This window comes from Halorubrum sp. PV6 (assembly GCF_003990725.2).
Taxonomy (GTDB): Archaea; Halobacteriota; Halobacteria; order Halobacteriales; family Haloferacaceae; genus Halorubrum.
In genome coordinates, this window is sequence record NZ_CP030064.1 from 612272 (window position 1) to 627250 (window position 14979).

16 protein-coding genes are annotated in these 14979 nt (G+C 70.6%); 10 read left to right on the forward strand and 6 right to left on the reverse strand.

Annotated features, from left to right (window positions below; translation table 11 throughout):
• Positions 1-220: 220 nt before the first annotated feature.
• Entirely contained in the window at positions 221-919 is a 699-nt protein-coding gene (locus tag DOS48_RS16790) for a uracil-DNA glycosylase family protein (protein ID WP_127116845.1), read from the forward strand.
• Between the two features lie 246 nt (positions 920-1165).
• Here the strand turns inward: DOS48_RS16790 and DOS48_RS16795 are convergent, their stop codons facing one another.
• From DOS48_RS16795 to DOS48_RS16810, 4 genes are all read right to left on the reverse strand, one after another.
• Positions 1166-2317: an asparagine synthase C-terminal domain-containing protein gene (locus tag DOS48_RS16795; protein WP_127116846.1), complete on the reverse strand. Its 1152-nt coding sequence runs from the start codon at positions 2315-2317 to the stop codon at positions 1166-1168.
• Positions 2318-2322: 5 nt separating this feature from the next.
• A complete protein-coding gene (locus DOS48_RS16800; protein WP_127116847.1) occupies positions 2323-3006 on the reverse strand; it encodes a PHP domain-containing protein in 684 nt (227 codons plus the stop codon).
• A 297-nt stretch (positions 3007-3303) separates the two neighbouring features.
• Complete coding sequence (locus DOS48_RS16805) at positions 3304-3570, reverse strand: hypothetical protein (RefSeq protein ID WP_127116848.1); 267 nt, start codon at positions 3568-3570, stop codon at positions 3304-3306.
• Entirely contained in the window at positions 3567-5249 is a 1683-nt protein-coding gene (locus DOS48_RS16810) for a Na+/H+ antiporter NhaC family protein (protein WP_210755397.1), read from the reverse strand. The genes DOS48_RS16805 and DOS48_RS16810 overlap by 4 nt, the downstream gene beginning before the upstream one ends.
• A gap of 399 nt (positions 5250-5648) precedes the next feature.
• Here DOS48_RS16810 and DOS48_RS16815 point away from each other — a divergent pair, with 399 nt between their 5' ends.
• The 4 genes from DOS48_RS16815 (at position 5649) to DOS48_RS16830 (ending at position 8435) form a co-directional block, all read left to right on the forward strand.
• Complete coding sequence (locus tag DOS48_RS16815; protein ID WP_127116850.1) at positions 5649-6119, forward strand: 30S ribosomal protein S15; 471 nt, start codon at positions 5649-5651, stop codon at positions 6117-6119.
• 116 nt (positions 6120-6235) lie between these two features.
• Positions 6236-7465: an exonuclease RecJ gene (locus DOS48_RS16820; RefSeq protein WP_127116851.1), complete on the forward strand. Its 1230-nt coding sequence runs from the start codon at positions 6236-6238 to the stop codon at positions 7463-7465.
• Positions 7462-7791, forward strand: a complete 330-nt coding sequence (locus DOS48_RS16825) for a KEOPS complex subunit Pcc1 (RefSeq protein WP_127116852.1) — start codon at positions 7462-7464, stop codon at positions 7789-7791. The genes DOS48_RS16820 and DOS48_RS16825 overlap by 4 nt, the downstream gene beginning before the upstream one ends.
• Positions 7788-8435 (forward strand): 30S ribosomal protein S3ae, encoded by a 648-nt coding sequence (locus DOS48_RS16830; protein WP_127116853.1) that lies wholly within the window; start codon positions 7788-7790, stop codon positions 8433-8435. Before DOS48_RS16825 ends, DOS48_RS16830 begins: the two co-directional genes overlap by 4 nt.
• Before the next feature lie 117 nt (positions 8436-8552).
• On the opposite strand, the gene DOS48_RS16835 is transcribed toward DOS48_RS16830, so the two are convergent.
• A complete protein-coding gene (locus tag DOS48_RS16835; RefSeq protein ID WP_127116854.1) occupies positions 8553-9092 on the reverse strand; it encodes a GNAT family N-acetyltransferase in 540 nt (179 codons plus the stop codon).
• A 114-nt stretch (positions 9093-9206) separates the two neighbouring features.
• Here DOS48_RS16835 and DOS48_RS16840 point away from each other — a divergent pair, with 114 nt between their 5' ends.
• Positions 9207-9485: a DNA-directed RNA polymerase subunit L gene (locus DOS48_RS16840; protein ID WP_127116855.1), complete on the forward strand. Its 279-nt coding sequence runs from the start codon at positions 9207-9209 to the stop codon at positions 9483-9485.
• Positions 9486-9628: 143 nt separating this feature from the next.
• A complete protein-coding gene (locus DOS48_RS16845; protein WP_127118826.1) occupies positions 9629-10657 on the forward strand; it encodes a glycosyltransferase family 4 protein in 1029 nt (342 codons plus the stop codon).
• Positions 10658-10717: 60 nt separating this feature from the next.
• On the opposite strand, the gene DOS48_RS16850 is transcribed toward DOS48_RS16845, so the two are convergent.
• Positions 10718-11035 carry a hypothetical protein gene (locus tag DOS48_RS16850; RefSeq protein ID WP_127116856.1) on the reverse strand — a complete coding sequence of 106 codons (318 nt, stop codon included), beginning with the start codon at positions 11033-11035 and terminating at the stop codon, positions 10718-10720.
• A 140-nt stretch (positions 11036-11175) separates the two neighbouring features.
• On the opposite strand from DOS48_RS16850, the gene DOS48_RS16855 reads away from it, so the two are divergent.
• Genes DOS48_RS16855 through DOS48_RS16865 form a run of 3 tightly spaced genes read left to right on the forward strand, consistent with a single transcriptional unit; the run spans position 11176 to position 14953 of the window.
• Positions 11176-12450 (forward strand): Single-stranded DNA binding protein, encoded by a 1275-nt coding sequence (locus DOS48_RS16855; protein ID WP_127116857.1) that lies wholly within the window; start codon positions 11176-11178, stop codon positions 12448-12450.
• Positions 12447-14153: a hypothetical protein gene (locus DOS48_RS16860; RefSeq protein WP_127116858.1), complete on the forward strand. Its 1707-nt coding sequence runs from the start codon at positions 12447-12449 to the stop codon at positions 14151-14153. Before DOS48_RS16855 ends, DOS48_RS16860 begins: the two co-directional genes overlap by 4 nt.
• Complete coding sequence (locus DOS48_RS16865; RefSeq protein WP_127116859.1) at positions 14153-14953, forward strand: metallophosphoesterase; 801 nt, start codon at positions 14153-14155, stop codon at positions 14951-14953. The genes DOS48_RS16860 and DOS48_RS16865 overlap by 1 nt, the downstream gene beginning before the upstream one ends.
• Positions 14954-14979: the final 26 nt, after the last annotated feature.

The following is a 14979-nucleotide window of genomic DNA, read 5'->3' on the forward strand; positions in this document are numbered from 1 at the left end:
TACATATCGCCGGCGCGGCCGATCCAGGCATATCGACGAGGCGTCGAACGCGGCTCGTTCACATAACTTATGAGAATTCACGCGGACTCGTGCGCTTCGCGTTGGCGCTCGTCCGCCCCCGCCCTCGGTGCCCGTCCGCCCTCGCCCTCGGCGCTTTTCGTCCCGCCGCCGCCCGCGCCGGACCGACGTGATTTAATCGGGCTGGCGCCTACGGATGCCCGTGCAGAACGTTACGGACCGAACGCGGAACCCCTTCGGGATGCGCCCGGACTGTGAGTCGTTCGTCCCCGGCTACGGCGACGCGAACGCCGACTTCCACCTCGTCGGCGACCATCCCGGCGTCCACGGGGGTGTCGACGCCGGCGTCCCCTTCACCGGCGAGCCGTGGTCGCCGACCTTCTTCGAGGCGCTGGCCGACGGCGGACTGATAGATCCCCTCGACGAGTCGAGCGCCGAGTCGAGTGCCGAGTTGAGTGCCGAGCCGAGCGCCGAGTCGACCGCCGACGGGAGCGACCCGTTCGTCACCGACCGGACGTTCGCGTCGTACCTCCACATGTGCGTCACCGACGAGGCGCCCGACGAGGCGGCGTACGCCGACATGGAGCGGTTCTTCGACGCGGAACTCCGCGCGATCGCCGCCCACGTCCTCCTCCCGGTCGGCGCTCGGGCGACCGCCCACGTCCTCCGACAGTACACCTCGCGGGCGCACAAGACGCCCGTGGACATGGACGCGCTCCACGCCACCGAACTGCTCGGCTCCGGGTGGCTCGTCCTCCCGATCAAAGACCCCGGCGAGTGGACCGACGCCGACGCCGACCGCCTGGTCGCGGCGCTCCGCGACCTCCAATCGACGGACTTCCGGCGCGAAAGCGACCTCGGCCGCTTCATTCCGGGCAGCGACCCCTACCTCGTCAGGTGAGGTCGGATGGATGTGGAGTTCCGCGGGCGCTGCGCGGCTGCGATCGGCGCTTTCGAAGCCGCCCGGAACGATTTCTGTGCGAACGTCACGTCTCCGCCGGACGGGGGTGTGATATTTGTCGCTACTCCCCGTATTTTATATCATCCCCGGTAAGCAATCAGTAGACGCCCGAGCGTTCGGGCGTCGGCCGTAGGACTGGTACTCCATACGGCGGCTTGGTCAGCTTCGGCCCTCACGGGCCGTTTTTCAGGGCGCCCCCGACTCCTCCAGCAGCGCGTCCAGATACTGCCCGACGTGGTCGTCCATCCGCCGTTTAAACCCCGCCTGCCGCGCGAGCCGGTCGAGTTCCCGCGAGACGTACGTGCCGTACTGGACCGCCTTCTTGTCCGCCGTCCGGACCGACTCCGGAACCCGGCCGCGCGCCGCCCGGCGGAGCGCGATTTTCCGGTCGCCGTCGGCCGCGAGCAGTTCGCCGGGCAGGGCGAGGGCGGCCGCAACCACCCGGTCGTCGAGCAGCGGCGCGACCGGTTCGACCCCGGCGGCACGCAGCGCGAGCACGTCGCGTTCGAGTTGGTCGGGGAGGCTCCGGACGGTCTCGGTCCGCGCGCCCCGAACCGTCTCCGCCGCGACCCGGTCGTCGCCGGCGGGAGCGACGACCTTGCTGTAGCCGCCGAACAGTTCGTCGGCGCCCTGCCCCACCGCGAGCCGGTCGAATCCGTCGGCCGCCGCCGCTTCCGCGGCGAGGTACAGCGGGACGGCGATGGCCACGTCCATCGGGTTTCGGCGGCCGGTCGCCGCGGCGACGGCCCGGACCGCGCGCAGGAGGTCCTCGTGAGTGATTTCGATGACCCGGAGTTCGAGTTCCATCTCCGCGGCGGCCTCGCGGGCGGCCGTCACGTCGTGACAGCCCTCGAACCCGGCGACGTAACAGGGTGTGTCTGAGACCGCGGCGGCGACGACCCCGGAGTCGACGCCGCCGGAGAAGGCGATTGCGAGGTCGCCTCCCGGCCCGTCGGGGTCCACGTCGCCGAGTGCGGAATCGAGCGCGCGGTCGACTGCGGCCTGTCCTGCGTCCGGCTCGACCGGCCCGTCCTCGGGGAGCGACCAGACGCGTTCGGTCCCCGTCCCCCACACGACGCTCCCGGCCGGAACGGGTTCCGGGTCGTCGAGGTCGGTCCGGTCGAAACTCCACGCGTCGAGGGGCGTTCGGTCGCGTTCGACGAACAGCGGCTGGCGGCCGAGCACGTCGCGAACGAGGACCGGCCCCTTGCGGTTCGGGGGGTCACGGAGGCGTCCGGCGAAGCCGCGACCGCCGGGAAGCGGGTCGCCGTCGCGAATGGCGTTGCGGACGTGTTCGGGGGACGCGCCGCGCAGGTCGGCTGTGGTATTGGGGTCCATCGGCGTCAGAAGAGCGCCTTGATCGTCCGGAGCGCGCGACGCTTGGCGCCGCCGCCGAACTGGCGGAACGAGACGCGCCACGGGGTGCGTTTTCCGACGACGCTGGTGCGCCCGTCGGCGATGCCCTCGAGAATCGCTGCGGCCGAGCGGTCGTCGGCGCCGACTTCCGTCACGGCCTGGCCGACCATCTCCGAGATGTGGGCGTCGCTGCCGGCGGTCATCGGCAGCCGGTTTCGGATCGCGAACTTCTCGGCCTGGCGGTTCGAGCGCCCGGTGAACAGCCGGGAGTTGTACACTTCGAGGGCGTCGGCGCTCGCCAACTGCTCGTCGCTGATGTGGGCGGCGACCCCGTGGCGGGACTTCTGGAAGGGGTGGGGGACGACGGCGATCCCGCCCTGATCGCGGATCCGGTCGAGCGTCTCGTCGAAGGGGAGCCCGCTCTCGACGCGCTCGTCGATGCCGAACGCGAGAACGTGGCCCGCCGCGCACGTCACCTCCATGCCGACGATGCCGACGAGCCCGTACTCGGGGGCCTTCTCGGCCGCCTCGATGCTGGCGTCGATCTCGTCGTGGTCCGTGACGGCGAGCGCGTCTAACCCGACTCCGGCCGCCTGTTCCAAGAGGAGGTCGACCGGGTCGCGCCCGTCGTAGGACAGCGCGGAGTGCGCGTGCAGTTCGACCGATAGCACGCCTCTCTCTTCGAGAGTCGACTTAAAAAGCGCCCCGGTCCGCGCCAGTTCGGTCCGCTCCGCTCCGGTTCGGTCTGGTCCGGCCCCCCGACACAACTCTGTCGCCGGCGATGCGCTCTTCACACAGACACGTGCGGGGGCGCGCCGCCGAGCGGCCGCCCCCGGCGGCCGCGAGGAGCCCGCGAGGGAGGCGGCGAACGAAGTGAGCCGCGAGGCTGGGGCTTTGGAGGGATTCAGGTTCGAGGAGTCGGTCACGTGCGACCGAGACTACTTATAAAAGCGAACCGCTCGGATCGGTCAGAACGCGCTCTCGCCGACCGTCTCGCGGTACGTTCCCGTCCCGCGGTGGTCGCTCGCGTCCCACGACGACACGTCGACCAGCACGCGGGTGTTCACGGCGTCGCTCGGCGCGTCCTCGATCCGGAGGACGGAGTCGCCGATGCGGGCGACGGCCGTGCCGCCCTCCACGCCCGTCACCATCACCTCGATCACGTCGCCGGGCTCGTAGTCGGGCGTCGACGCTCGGAACGACAGGCCCGCGAGGAACTTCTCGAAGCGGCTCATGCGCGCGACACCTCCTCCGAGGTCCGGTCGGGAATGTACTCCCGCCCGAAGCCGGTGACCGCGGCGAGCAGGAAGATGATCACGAGGAACCAGCCGTGGAAGACGTACGGCACGACCGCTATCGGATTGACCACCATCTCGGGGCCGTACTCGGCGCCGAGCCCCTCGGGGCCGACCATCACCTGATAGCCGACGAGGACGCCGCCGGCCCACGGGAAGATGTACCCGAGCGCCGAGGTGTTGGCGTCTAAGATGTTCGCCCGCCGGTAGCCGTTGATGTTGAACTTCTCGCCGATGCGCGCGACGTAGGGCGCGATCGCGATCTCCGCGGCGGTGTTGATCGTGATCATCCCGTTGATCGTCGCCGTGCCGAGGACCATCGTCAGCTCGGCCCGGCGCACGGTGGTCGCGACGGAGTCGAGCAGGAACTCCTGAATCGCGGCGAACCCGCCGCCGCGGATCATGATCTGCGCCATCGACACGATGAGCAGCGTCAACACGATGAGCGGGAAGAAGCCGATGGCTCCCGAGTAGAGGCTGCCACCGACGCTCGCCGTCTCACCGACCGCGACGAACGGGAGCGAGGTGAACGTCCCGGCCTCGGTGACGGTGAAGACGAGCACGTCGCTCACCGACGAGAGCCCGAAGACGAGGTTGAAGCCGACGGCGACGACGAGGCCCCACGAGATCGCCTCAACGATGTGGCGGCCCGCGACCGCCGTCGCGATGACGACGCCCATCGAGATCAGGTGGACCAACCCGATCGCGGTCGCCGACTCGCGGAGCGCGGCCGACCCGTCGAGGCTCGCGCCCGAAAGCACCGACCCCATCACCAGGTACGCGATGAACGCCGGGATCGCCGCCGCAATGGCGTATTTAAACCGCGAAGCGACCACGCCGCCGATGTCGGCGTCCTGCGTCACCGCGCTCACGATGGTCGTGTCGCTGACGGGCGCGAGGTTGTCGCCGAAGACGGCGCCCGAGAGGATCGCGGCGAACAGCAGCACGGGGTTCGCGCCGATGAGGACCCCCGCCGGGAAAAAGAGGGTCACGAACGCGACGGTGGCGCCGTACCCCGTCCCGATCCCGGTCGCGAGCAGGCCACAGAGGACGAACGCGGCCGCCGGGAAGGTGGCCGCGCCGACGTTCAGCGCGTCGGCCGCGAAGATGAGCCCCTCGACGAAGCCGCCGACCTGGAGCGTCTCCGCGAACATCCCGGCCCACAGCCACGCGACGATCGCCGTCGCGGCGACGCGCTGGGTCATCCCCTCGAAGATGGTGTCGGCGTACGCCTTCCAGTCCCCGCGCACGAAGAACATCCCGAGAATCGTCCCGAGCAGCGCCCCGATCACCAGCCCGTTGGTGTCGCCGATCCCGAGGACGCCGCTCTGGAAGATGGCCCAGACGATAAAAAACGCGATCGGGATCGTGCTGGCCCACTTCCCGCCGTAAAACTGTATGCGCGGCTCCGAGCCCGTCTCGGCGTCGAGGCCGCCGTCGGTCGCGAGTTCGCCGTCACCCGCGACCCCGTCGCCGGCACCGACTTCGTCTCCCACCGCGGACCCGCCGTCGGACGCCCCGGAGCCTCCTCGCCCGCCCCGACACCCGCCGGGTGTCGCACCGTCTGGTGGTTCGTCGCCTGTCCGATCGATCGGGTCACCGTCGGAGTCGTCGATCATCTGTCTTTCCCACGGGCTCAGTGTCCCACGACCTACGTAAACCCTCCTGTCTTCCTGCGGTCGGCGCTCGGTCGCTGCCCGTCTCTGTCCCGACTCCGCCCCGCCGGCGTCACCGACGCAATCCCACCGGAACCGGCCGAGCGGGCCACACGAACACGCTTAAGAACCCCCACGCCGACCGTTCGAACGGGAACAGCACAGCTGCAGATCCGACGCGCCGGGGTCTTTTCGCCCACGGCTTGGGAATGTAGCAGTGCGCCGACGCCTCCGGCGTCGCGGTCGGACGAGCCGTTCACGCGGCCGGTCCGGTCGGATCGCTCGCGTTCGCGAGCCGTCCGTCAGCCGCGTCACGCGGAGTCGCGGTCACGTTGCGGTTGTGCCGTTCCAACCAGATACACAATGGCACGAATGCACACGCGCCGTCGCGGTTCGTCCGGTTCGGACAAGCCGGCGACGGACGAGAACCCGGAGTGGAGCGACGTCGACGCCGAGGACATCGAGTCCCGCGTCGTCGAACTGGCAGAGCAGGGCCACGACCCCAGCGTCATCGGACTCAAACTCCGTGACGAGGGCGTCAAGGGCGTCCCGGTGCCCGACGTGAAGCTGGCCACCGGCAAGAAGGTCACCGAGATCCTCGACGAACACGACGCGGAGCCCGAGCTCCCCGAGGACCTGCGCAACCTGATGTCCCAGGCCGTCCGCCTGCGCGAGCACATGGCGGAGAACGGACAGGACCACCAGAACAAGCGTGCGCTCCAGAACACCGAGTCGAAGATCCGTCGCCTCGTGAACTACTACCGCGGCGACGAGCTCGACGAGGAGTTCACGTACACCTACGAGCTCGCCGCCGAGCTGCTCGAAGACGAGTAACGATTCGACGACGAGTAGCGCCGCGCACCGAGCCGACGAACGACTGACGCGACACCGAGTCGCGACGCACCGACGCACGACGCATCGACCCCACACCGACCCACGACCGACTCACCATGACCGAAGCGACATCCGCCACGCCCGCCCCCGACGCCGTCGCCGACGTCCTCGCGGACGCGCCGTTCGTTCGGCTCGTCGCGACCGACGACGGCGACGCAGTCGCAGCCGCCGGCTTGATCGCCGCGGCGCTCCGGGCGGTCGACACGCCGTTCCAGGTCCGCGTGGCCCGCGATCCGGTCCCCGACGCCGGCGACGACGCCGTCGCGCTGACCGTCGGCGCCGACCGCGGGCCGCACGCCATCCCCGGCGCCGGACGCCCGGCGAGCACGACCGCGTTCGCGATAGCGCGCTCGCTCGGCGCCGATCCCGACCCGATAGTCGCCCTCGCGGGCGTCGTCGCGGCGGGCTCGGTCCCCGGAACGGACGGCTCCGGCGACGCGATGGCGGCGGCCGAGAGTTCGGAGAGCATCCGCCGGCGCCCCGGCGTCGCGCTCCCGACCGCTGACGTGGCGGACGGGCTCGCGGCCTCGACGCTCGTGCGGACGCTCTACTCCGGCGACCCCGAGGCCACGAGCGAGGCGCTCGCGGCGCTCGGCCTGCCGGCCGACCTCGACGACGACGCGCACCGGACGCTCGCCTCGCTGGTCGCGGTCGACGTCGCCGACGCCGAGGACGCGAGCGACAGAGCGGCTTCGACGGTCGAGCGCGCGCTCCGCCCGTACGAGACGGTCGGGGACGCGTCGCCGTTCGAGACGGTCGGCGGCTACGCCGACGTCCTCGACGCGCTGGCCCGCGAGGCCCCCGGAACGGGGGTCGCGCTGGCGCTCGCGGCCGACCCGAGCGACGCCCTTCGCACCGCCGCGCTCGACGCGTGGCGGGCCCACGGGCTCGCCGCACACCGAGCGCTCGACGACGCGACGACCGGCCGGTACGACGGCTGTCTCGTCGCGCGCGTCGACCGTGCAGGCGACGACCTCACGGGCGGCGACGACGCGCCAGACGCGCTCGCCGCCCTCCCGACGGTCGCCCGGCTCGCCCGCGACTTCCGGTCGCCAGAGCCCGTCGCCGTCGCGGTCGACGAGAGCGCCGGCGAACTGGCGGCCGCCGCGACCGAACCCGTCGGTCTCGGCGACGCCTGCCGCTCGGCGGCGAGCGAGGTCGGCGCCGACGGCTGGGGGACGACCGACCGCGGCGGGATCGCAGTCGATGCGGACGATACCACGGGAAACAGTGCGACAGACGGCGACATCACGAGCGCGCTCGCCGCGCTCAGGGAGGCGCTATGAGCGACGACACCGCAGAACGCGAGGTCGCTCACGGCGACGCGACCCACCGGACGGCGACCGTCCGGACGCGTCACGCCGACGCCCCCCTCGTCGCCGCCGCGCTCGCTCCGGACGAGACCGACTCGATGACCACCCGCGTCGACGGCGACGCGATCGAGTGCGTCGTCGAGCGTCCCACGACCGGCGGGCTGCGGTCGACCGTGGACGACCATGTCGTGAACCTCCGCGTCGCAGACCGAATCGTCGAGCGCGCGAGGACGCACCTCGCGACCGACGACGGAGCGCGCCGCTCCGACACCAACGGCGACACAGACACCAACACATGAGCGAACGATCCGTATCCAAGAGCAGAGAACAGAAGCGCTGGTACACCGTGCTGGCGCCCGAACAGTTCGACCGGCAGGAGATCGGCGAGACCCTCGCCGAGGAGCCCGACCAGGTCGTCGGCCGCACGATTACGACGACGCTCGGCGAGCTCACCGGCGACTCCGGCGCGAACAACACGAAGCTAACCTTCAAGATCACCGACGTGGGCAGCGACACGGCCTACACCGAGTTCATCACGTACGAGCTCACGCGGGACTACCTGCGCTCGCTCGTCCGCCGCGGCGCCTCGAAGGTCGAGGCGTCGATCACGGTGCTGACGACGGACGACTACCGCATCCGCGTCCAGCCCGTCGCGCTGACGACGAAGAAGGCCGACCGGTCCCAGGAGAAGGCGATCCGTCGCGTCATGATCGACAAGGTCCACGCGGCCGCCGAGGACCGCACCTTCGAGTCGTTCGTCGACGCCATCGTCGAGGGGAACCTCTCGTCGGCCATCTACGGCGAGGCGAAGCTCATCTACCCGCTCCGCCGCGTCGAGGTCCAGAAACTGACGCTCGAGGCGCGCCCGTCCGAGGTCGCCGCCGAAGAGGAGACCGCCGTCGACGTCGACGCCGACGAAGTGGCCGTCGACGCCGACGAGTAACCTCGCCGAGCGCACCGCCGTTTTCCCGTTTATAAATCGCGTAGCGGCGGCGCCGTTGACTGGGCGTTGGGCGGGGTCTCCCGCCGACTCAGTTTTAAATAGCTATCACGCACCTCCTCACTCCACGTCCCGCGTCAACTGCTCGCGATACGGCTCGAACCCGTGCTTCGCGTAGAACGCCCGAGCGCGCTCGTTGTCGACGTCGACGTCGAGCCGGATCTCGCCGCAGCCCTGCTCGCGGGCGTCGGCCGCTGCGCGGTCCAGCAGGCGGTCTGCGAGGCCGGTACCGCGGTGCGGCTCCGTCACGTATATCTCCCCGACCACGAGCCGGTCCGAGCGGTCGAACGGGTCGGGGCACTCGTCGACGCTCGTCAACAGCAGGCCCGTCAGTTCGAGGGCTGGGTCCGCGACCGGCGCGGTTGCGGGGTCGACCTCGGCGTCGTCCGCGCCGCTCACCGCCACCCACCCCCGGTTCCCCTCGTCTTCGAGCCGGTTTCGGGTGAACTCGACGTTGCGCTCGACGAACCGCTCGTCGGGCCAGTCGGCCAGCGCGTGCGCGTCGACTTCGGTCGCGAGACCCCGGTGGTAGGGGAGCCACAGTTCGGCCGCGTAGCGGCGGAGGGACTCGTCGTCGGTGGGGAGGCGTCGGATCGCCATGTCGTCGCCTGCGTCCACGTCGCTTAAAAGGCCTGTCGTGGCGTGCGGACGGTCCGCATCCGCCGATATCCGGGAGACGAAACCTTGAAACGCGCCTCGGGCGAATCGAGGCGTATGGAACTGCGGGTCATCGAGAAGACCGACACGGAACTCCGCATCGAGATCGCCGGCGAAGACCACACGTTCATGAACGTGCTGAAGGGCGTCCTCTTAGAGACCGACGATGTCGCGGCCGCGACCTACGACATGAACCCCGAGCAGTCTGGCGGCCAGACGGAGCCGGTGTTGACGGTGAAAGCCGAGTCCGGCGACCCGCTCGACGTGCTCGCCGACGCCGCGGCGTCGATCACGGACCGGACGAACGCGCTGCGCGACGCGGTGCAGGCGGCCTGACCTCGCGGGCGTCTCTTTCACTCGGTTTTTTCCTCGCTTTCGCTCGCGCTGCTCGCCGACGCTCGCGAGTCGCGACCGCGCGGGCGAGGGGCATACCTAAGTGGCGACTCCCGAAACGGGGTGGTATGCCACCGAGCGTACTCATGCTGGGATGGGGCTACCCGCCGAACATCACCGGGGGCCTCGACGTTCACGTCGGTGAACTGTTCTCCGGGCTCCGCGACGACTTCGGGGTCGACGCCACCCTCGTGTTGCCCGCAGAGTTCGCGCCCGACGACGAGGACGGTATCGAACCGGTCGAGACCGGCGAGGGCGACGTCGCCGCGCGCGTCGACCGACTCAGCGACCGGTTCGCGGAACTCGCTCCCGACCACGACGTGATCCACACGCACGACTGGTTCGGCTACGGCCCCGGCCGACAGGCCGCCCGCGCCTCGGACGCGACGTGGGTGTCGTCGTTCCACTCGCTCGCGAGCGACCGGAACATCGACCCGCCGACGCGCGAGGTCGAAACCGAGCGCCGCCTCGCGAACGCCGCGGACACCAACATCGCGGTCAGCGAACTCGTCCGCGAGGACATCAAAGAGCTGTACGACGCCGACTCGCGGGTCGTCTACAACGGCTTCTCGACGCCGACGTTCTCCGGGAAGGACGTTCGCGAGGACCTCGGTATCGACGGCGAGATGCTGTTTTTCGTCGGGCGACACACCGACCAGAAGGGCATCTCGCACCTGCTGTACGCGCTGAAGAAACTCCGTCGACCCAACGTCACGCTCGTGGTCGGCGGGTCGGGCCACCAGACCGACCAGCTGAAGCGGTTCGCCGAACTGCTCGGCATCGACGACCGCATCGAGTTCGTGGGGTACGTGCCGGAAGCGGAACTGGGCGACTACTACGCCGCCGCCGACGTGTTCGTCTCGCCGTCGTACGCCGAGCCGTTCGGGATCACCATCACCGAGGCGCTGGAAGCCGGAACGCAGGTCGTCGCGACGCGGTCGGGCGTCGCCGAGGTGCTACCGGACGGGTGTCTCGTCGAGGTCGAGACCGACTCTGAGTCGATCGCCGACGGGATCGCGACCGCCCTCGACCGGGAGGAGCCGCCCGCGTTCGAGCGCCGGGAGTGGTCGGACGTCTGTGAGGACACGCTGGCGCTGTACGAAGACGTCGCGTAGGCGGCCGCTGTCAGTTATTTGTGCGCGCTCGACCGTTCTGCCTCGTTTACTCGGCCCCGTCTACTCGGCGCCGCGGTACACGTCGAACTCGGTCGTCGGCTCCGGGTGCGTGATCCGGAATCCCTCTGCGGTCTCTATCACGCCGCGCGTGCTCGCGGACGCGCCGCCGTACGGGCTCTCTTCGCCGTCGACGCCGCTTCCGCCCTGATACGGCGAGGTGTACGGTGACTCGGAGACGGGTTCGTCGAAGTCTTCCGGGGGGAGGTAGATCCGCTCGCCGCTCGCGGAGCGCACCACGACGGCGACGTCGCGGGTGCCGGTCACGTCGATGACGGTCCGGTCGTCGGTGACGCGCGTGTCGATGTCGATCTCGTCCATGCCCCACGTTGTGACCGGGGACGGTTTAGCACTACCGGCGGTCGCCGCGCTCGCGCCGCGCCCGCGCTCCGTTCGGTCGTGCCCGGCCTCTCTCCGGGGGTGGTGAATCCTTTTGTGCGGCCGCATCGAAGTTGGGGCCGATGGACGTCAACAGCCATGCCGAGGAGCTCGCCTCCGACCTCGGCGTCGACAAAGAGGAGGTCATCGCAGACCTGCAGAACCTACTGGAGTACAGCGTCCCGATAGACGAGGCCAAACAGAGCGTCCGCCGGAAACACGGCGGCGGAGGCGGGGGCTCGTCGCCGACCCCGGACGCGGTCGACGTGGGCGAGATAACCACGGAAAACAGCGGCGTGACGGTCACCGTCCGGGTGCTCACGCAGGGGACGCGGACGATCCGGTATCAGGGGGACGACCTCACGATCCGGGAGGGAGAGGTCGCCGACGAGACGGGCGTCATCTCCTACACCGCGTGGCAGGACTTCGGGTTCGAGGCGGGCGACTCGCTGACGATCGGTAACGCCGGCGTCCGCGAGTGGGAGGGCGAGCCGGAGCTCAACCTCAACGACTCCACCACCGTCGCCATCGCCGACGAGCCGGTCGACGTCGATCACGAGGTCGGCGGCGACCGGAGCCTGGTCGACATCGACGCGGGCGACCGCGGGCGAAACGTCGAGGTCCGGGTGTTGGAGGTCGACGAGAAGACGATCTCCGGGCGCGACGGCGAGACGGAGATACTGGAGGGCGTCGTCGGCGACGCCACCGCGAAGCTCCCCTTCACCGACTGGCAGCCGCGGTCGGAGCTGACGCCGGGGACCGACCTGCGGATCGAGGACGTGTACGTCCGCGAGTTCCGCGGCGTCCCCTCGATCAACCTCACCGAGTTCTCGGCGGTGACGCCCCTCCCCGACCCCGTCGAGGTCGCCGAGGACGCGCCCCGCCTGTCGATCGCCGAGGCGGTCGGCTCCGGCGGGATGTTCGACGTGGAGGTGGTCGGCAACGTCCTCGAAATCCGGGACGGCTCGGGGCTCATCGAGCGGTGTCCGGAGTGCGGCCGGGTCGTCCAGAACGGCCAGTGTCGGAGCCACGGCGACGTGGACGGTCAGGACGACCTCCGGGTGAAGGCCATCGTCGACGACGGCACCGACACCGTCACCGTCGTCTTGGACGACGAGCTCACGGCCGAGGTGTACGGCGGCGGACTCGACGACGCCCTCGAAGCCGCGAAAGCGGCGATGGACAAGGAGGTTGTCGCGGACGCGATCGCCGACTCGGTCGTCGGCCACGCGTACCGCGTCCGCGGGAATCTCTCGGTGGACGACTACGGCGCGAACCTCGACGCCACCGAGTTCGCGCTCGCGGACGACGCGCCGGCCGACGCCGCCCGCGCCGCGCTCGCGGAGGTGAGCGAATGAGCGACGACGGGCCGGGCACCCGCGAGGTCGCCCACCGGCTGTTCGCCGCCGAGTTCGACGACGCCTCCCTCTCGTACTCCGAGAGCGACGAGGAGCGCGCCCCGAACTACGTCGTCACGCCGACCGGCGCGCGCGTGAACCGACTGTTCGTCGCGGGCGTGCTCACCGAGGTCGAGCGCGTGAACGACGAGACGCGACGCGGCCGGGTCGTCGACCCCTCCGGCGCGTTCGTCACCTACGCCGGCCAGTACCAGCCCGAGGCGCAGGCGTTCTTGGAACGCGCGGAGCCGCCGTCGTTCGTCGCGCTCACGGGCAAAGCGAGGACCTTCGAGCCGGAGGACTCCGACCGCGTGTTCACCTCGGTCCGCCCCGAGAGCCTCAACGAGGTCGACGCCGACACCCGCGATCGGTCGGTCGTCACCGCCGCGGAGGCGACGCTCGACCGCCTCGCCGTGTTCGCGAAGGCGCTGGACTCCGACCTCCGGGGCGAGGACCTCCGCGCGGCCCTCGAAGCCGGCGGTGCGTCCGCGTCGCTCGCGGCCGGCATCCCGAAGGCGATCGCCCACTACGACACCTCGACGGCCTACGTCGAGGCGGTCCGCCGGCTCGCCGTCGACGCCTTGGAGTTGATCGCCGGCGACCGCGACGAGGTCCGATCGCCCGAGATCGCGCCTGACGGCGGCGGCGAGGCCGTCATCGGCGCCCTCCCGGAGACGGACGTGACGATCGAACCGCCGAGCGAGTCGGTCTCCGAGGCGGACCCCGTCTCCGAGGCGACCGATCCCACCGACGAGTCGGCGTCCACAGCGACCGCGGACGACTCCACCGACTCGGCCGAGGCCGAGTCGCTCGACGCCGAACCGGCTGAGGCCGAACCGACTGGGGCCGAGTCGCTCGATGCCGAGTCGTCTGAGGCCGAACCGCCTGCGAGCGAGATGTCCGCAAGCGAGTCGGCTTCCACCGCGTCGACCGAGACCGACCCGGTCGAAACGACCGGAGCCGACGCCGGCGATACGATCGAGACGGAGGCAGCCGCGGACGACTCCGATCCGATCGAAACCGCTTCTGACTCCGACCCGGCCGCCTCCGATCCGGCTGCCTCCGAGCCCGCCGCCTCCGACGCGTCTGCAGCCGACGACGAGGGCGTCGGCCTCGGCGACTTCGACGCCGGCCCGGACGACGCGGGGGCCGACTCCGCAGACGGCGAGCCCGCTGCCGACGAGCCGGCAGTCGAGGAGTCGGCGAGCGACGCCGACGAGATGTACCAACTCGACGACGCCGAGCGCGAGGAGATAGAGTCCGAGTTCGGCACCGACTTCGCGACCGGGACCGAGGTCGACGACCCCGGCGAGGCCGACATCGACGTGCCCGACCCGGAGGAGATGGCAGAGGCGCCGACAGAGGAGCCCGCGGGCGCTGCAGACGAGGGCGCGGACGAGCCCGTCGCCCCGGAAGCCGACGCGACGCCCGCCGACGAGCCGGCGGCCGACGAGGGCGCAGCCGCCGACGTCGACCTCGAAGCCGCGGCCGTCGACGCGATGGGCTCGCTCGACGACGGTGACGGCGCCGACCGCGAGGCGGTGGTTGAGGCGGTCGTCGACGACCACGGCGTCGACGCCGAGGCAGTCGAGGACGCGATCCAGGACGCGCTGATGAGCGGGAAGTGCTACGAGCCCGGCGAGGGCGTGCTCAAGCCGATCTGATGGCCGCTGGCGGACCGCTCGCCGTCGAGCCCGTGGTCGACGAGCCGGCGGCCGTCGCCGACCTCGGCGACGAACGGGCGCTGCTCGTCGCTGACGTCCACGCCGGCATCGAGGTCGGGCTCCGGTACGAGCGCGGCGTCGAACTCGACAGCCGAGCCGCCGAGCGACGCGAACGGCTCTGCGGGTTGATAACTGAGACCGGCGCCGACCGACTCGTCGTCCTCGGCGACCTCGCACACCGCATCGCGGCCCCGGAAGGCGACGAGCGCGACGAACTGGTCGAACTGATCGAAGCGGTCACCGACCGCGTTCCGATGACGCTCGTCGAGGGCAACCACGACGGCGGGGTCGCCGAGGCGTTCGCCGACGAGTTGGACGTGATCGGTGCCGCCGGCGGCGTTCTCGGCGGCTCGCGGCAGGGAGACGGGCCGACGGTCGGCGTCCTCCACGGCCACACGTGGCCGACCCCGGATCTCCTCGATGTCGACGTGATATGTATGGGTCACGAACACCCGCAGGTCCGGCTGGAGGACGCGGTCGGCGGCTCGCGGGTGGAGCGCGCGTGGCTCCGCGGGACGCTCGACCCGGCGGCGTTCGTGGAGGGCGGCACCGTGACAACAGAACAAGCCGCGGACCCGCCCGAACTCGTCGTCTTCCCGGCGTTCAACGAGCGCTCCGGCGGGACCTGGGTCAACGTCGACGGCCAGTCGTTTCTCGCGCCGTTCCTTCCGGCGGCGCTCCCGGACAGTGACGCGTACCTGCTGGACGGGACGCGACTCGGCGCGTTCCGTCGGGTGTGAGCCGGTTACAAATGTGAGCCGGTTAA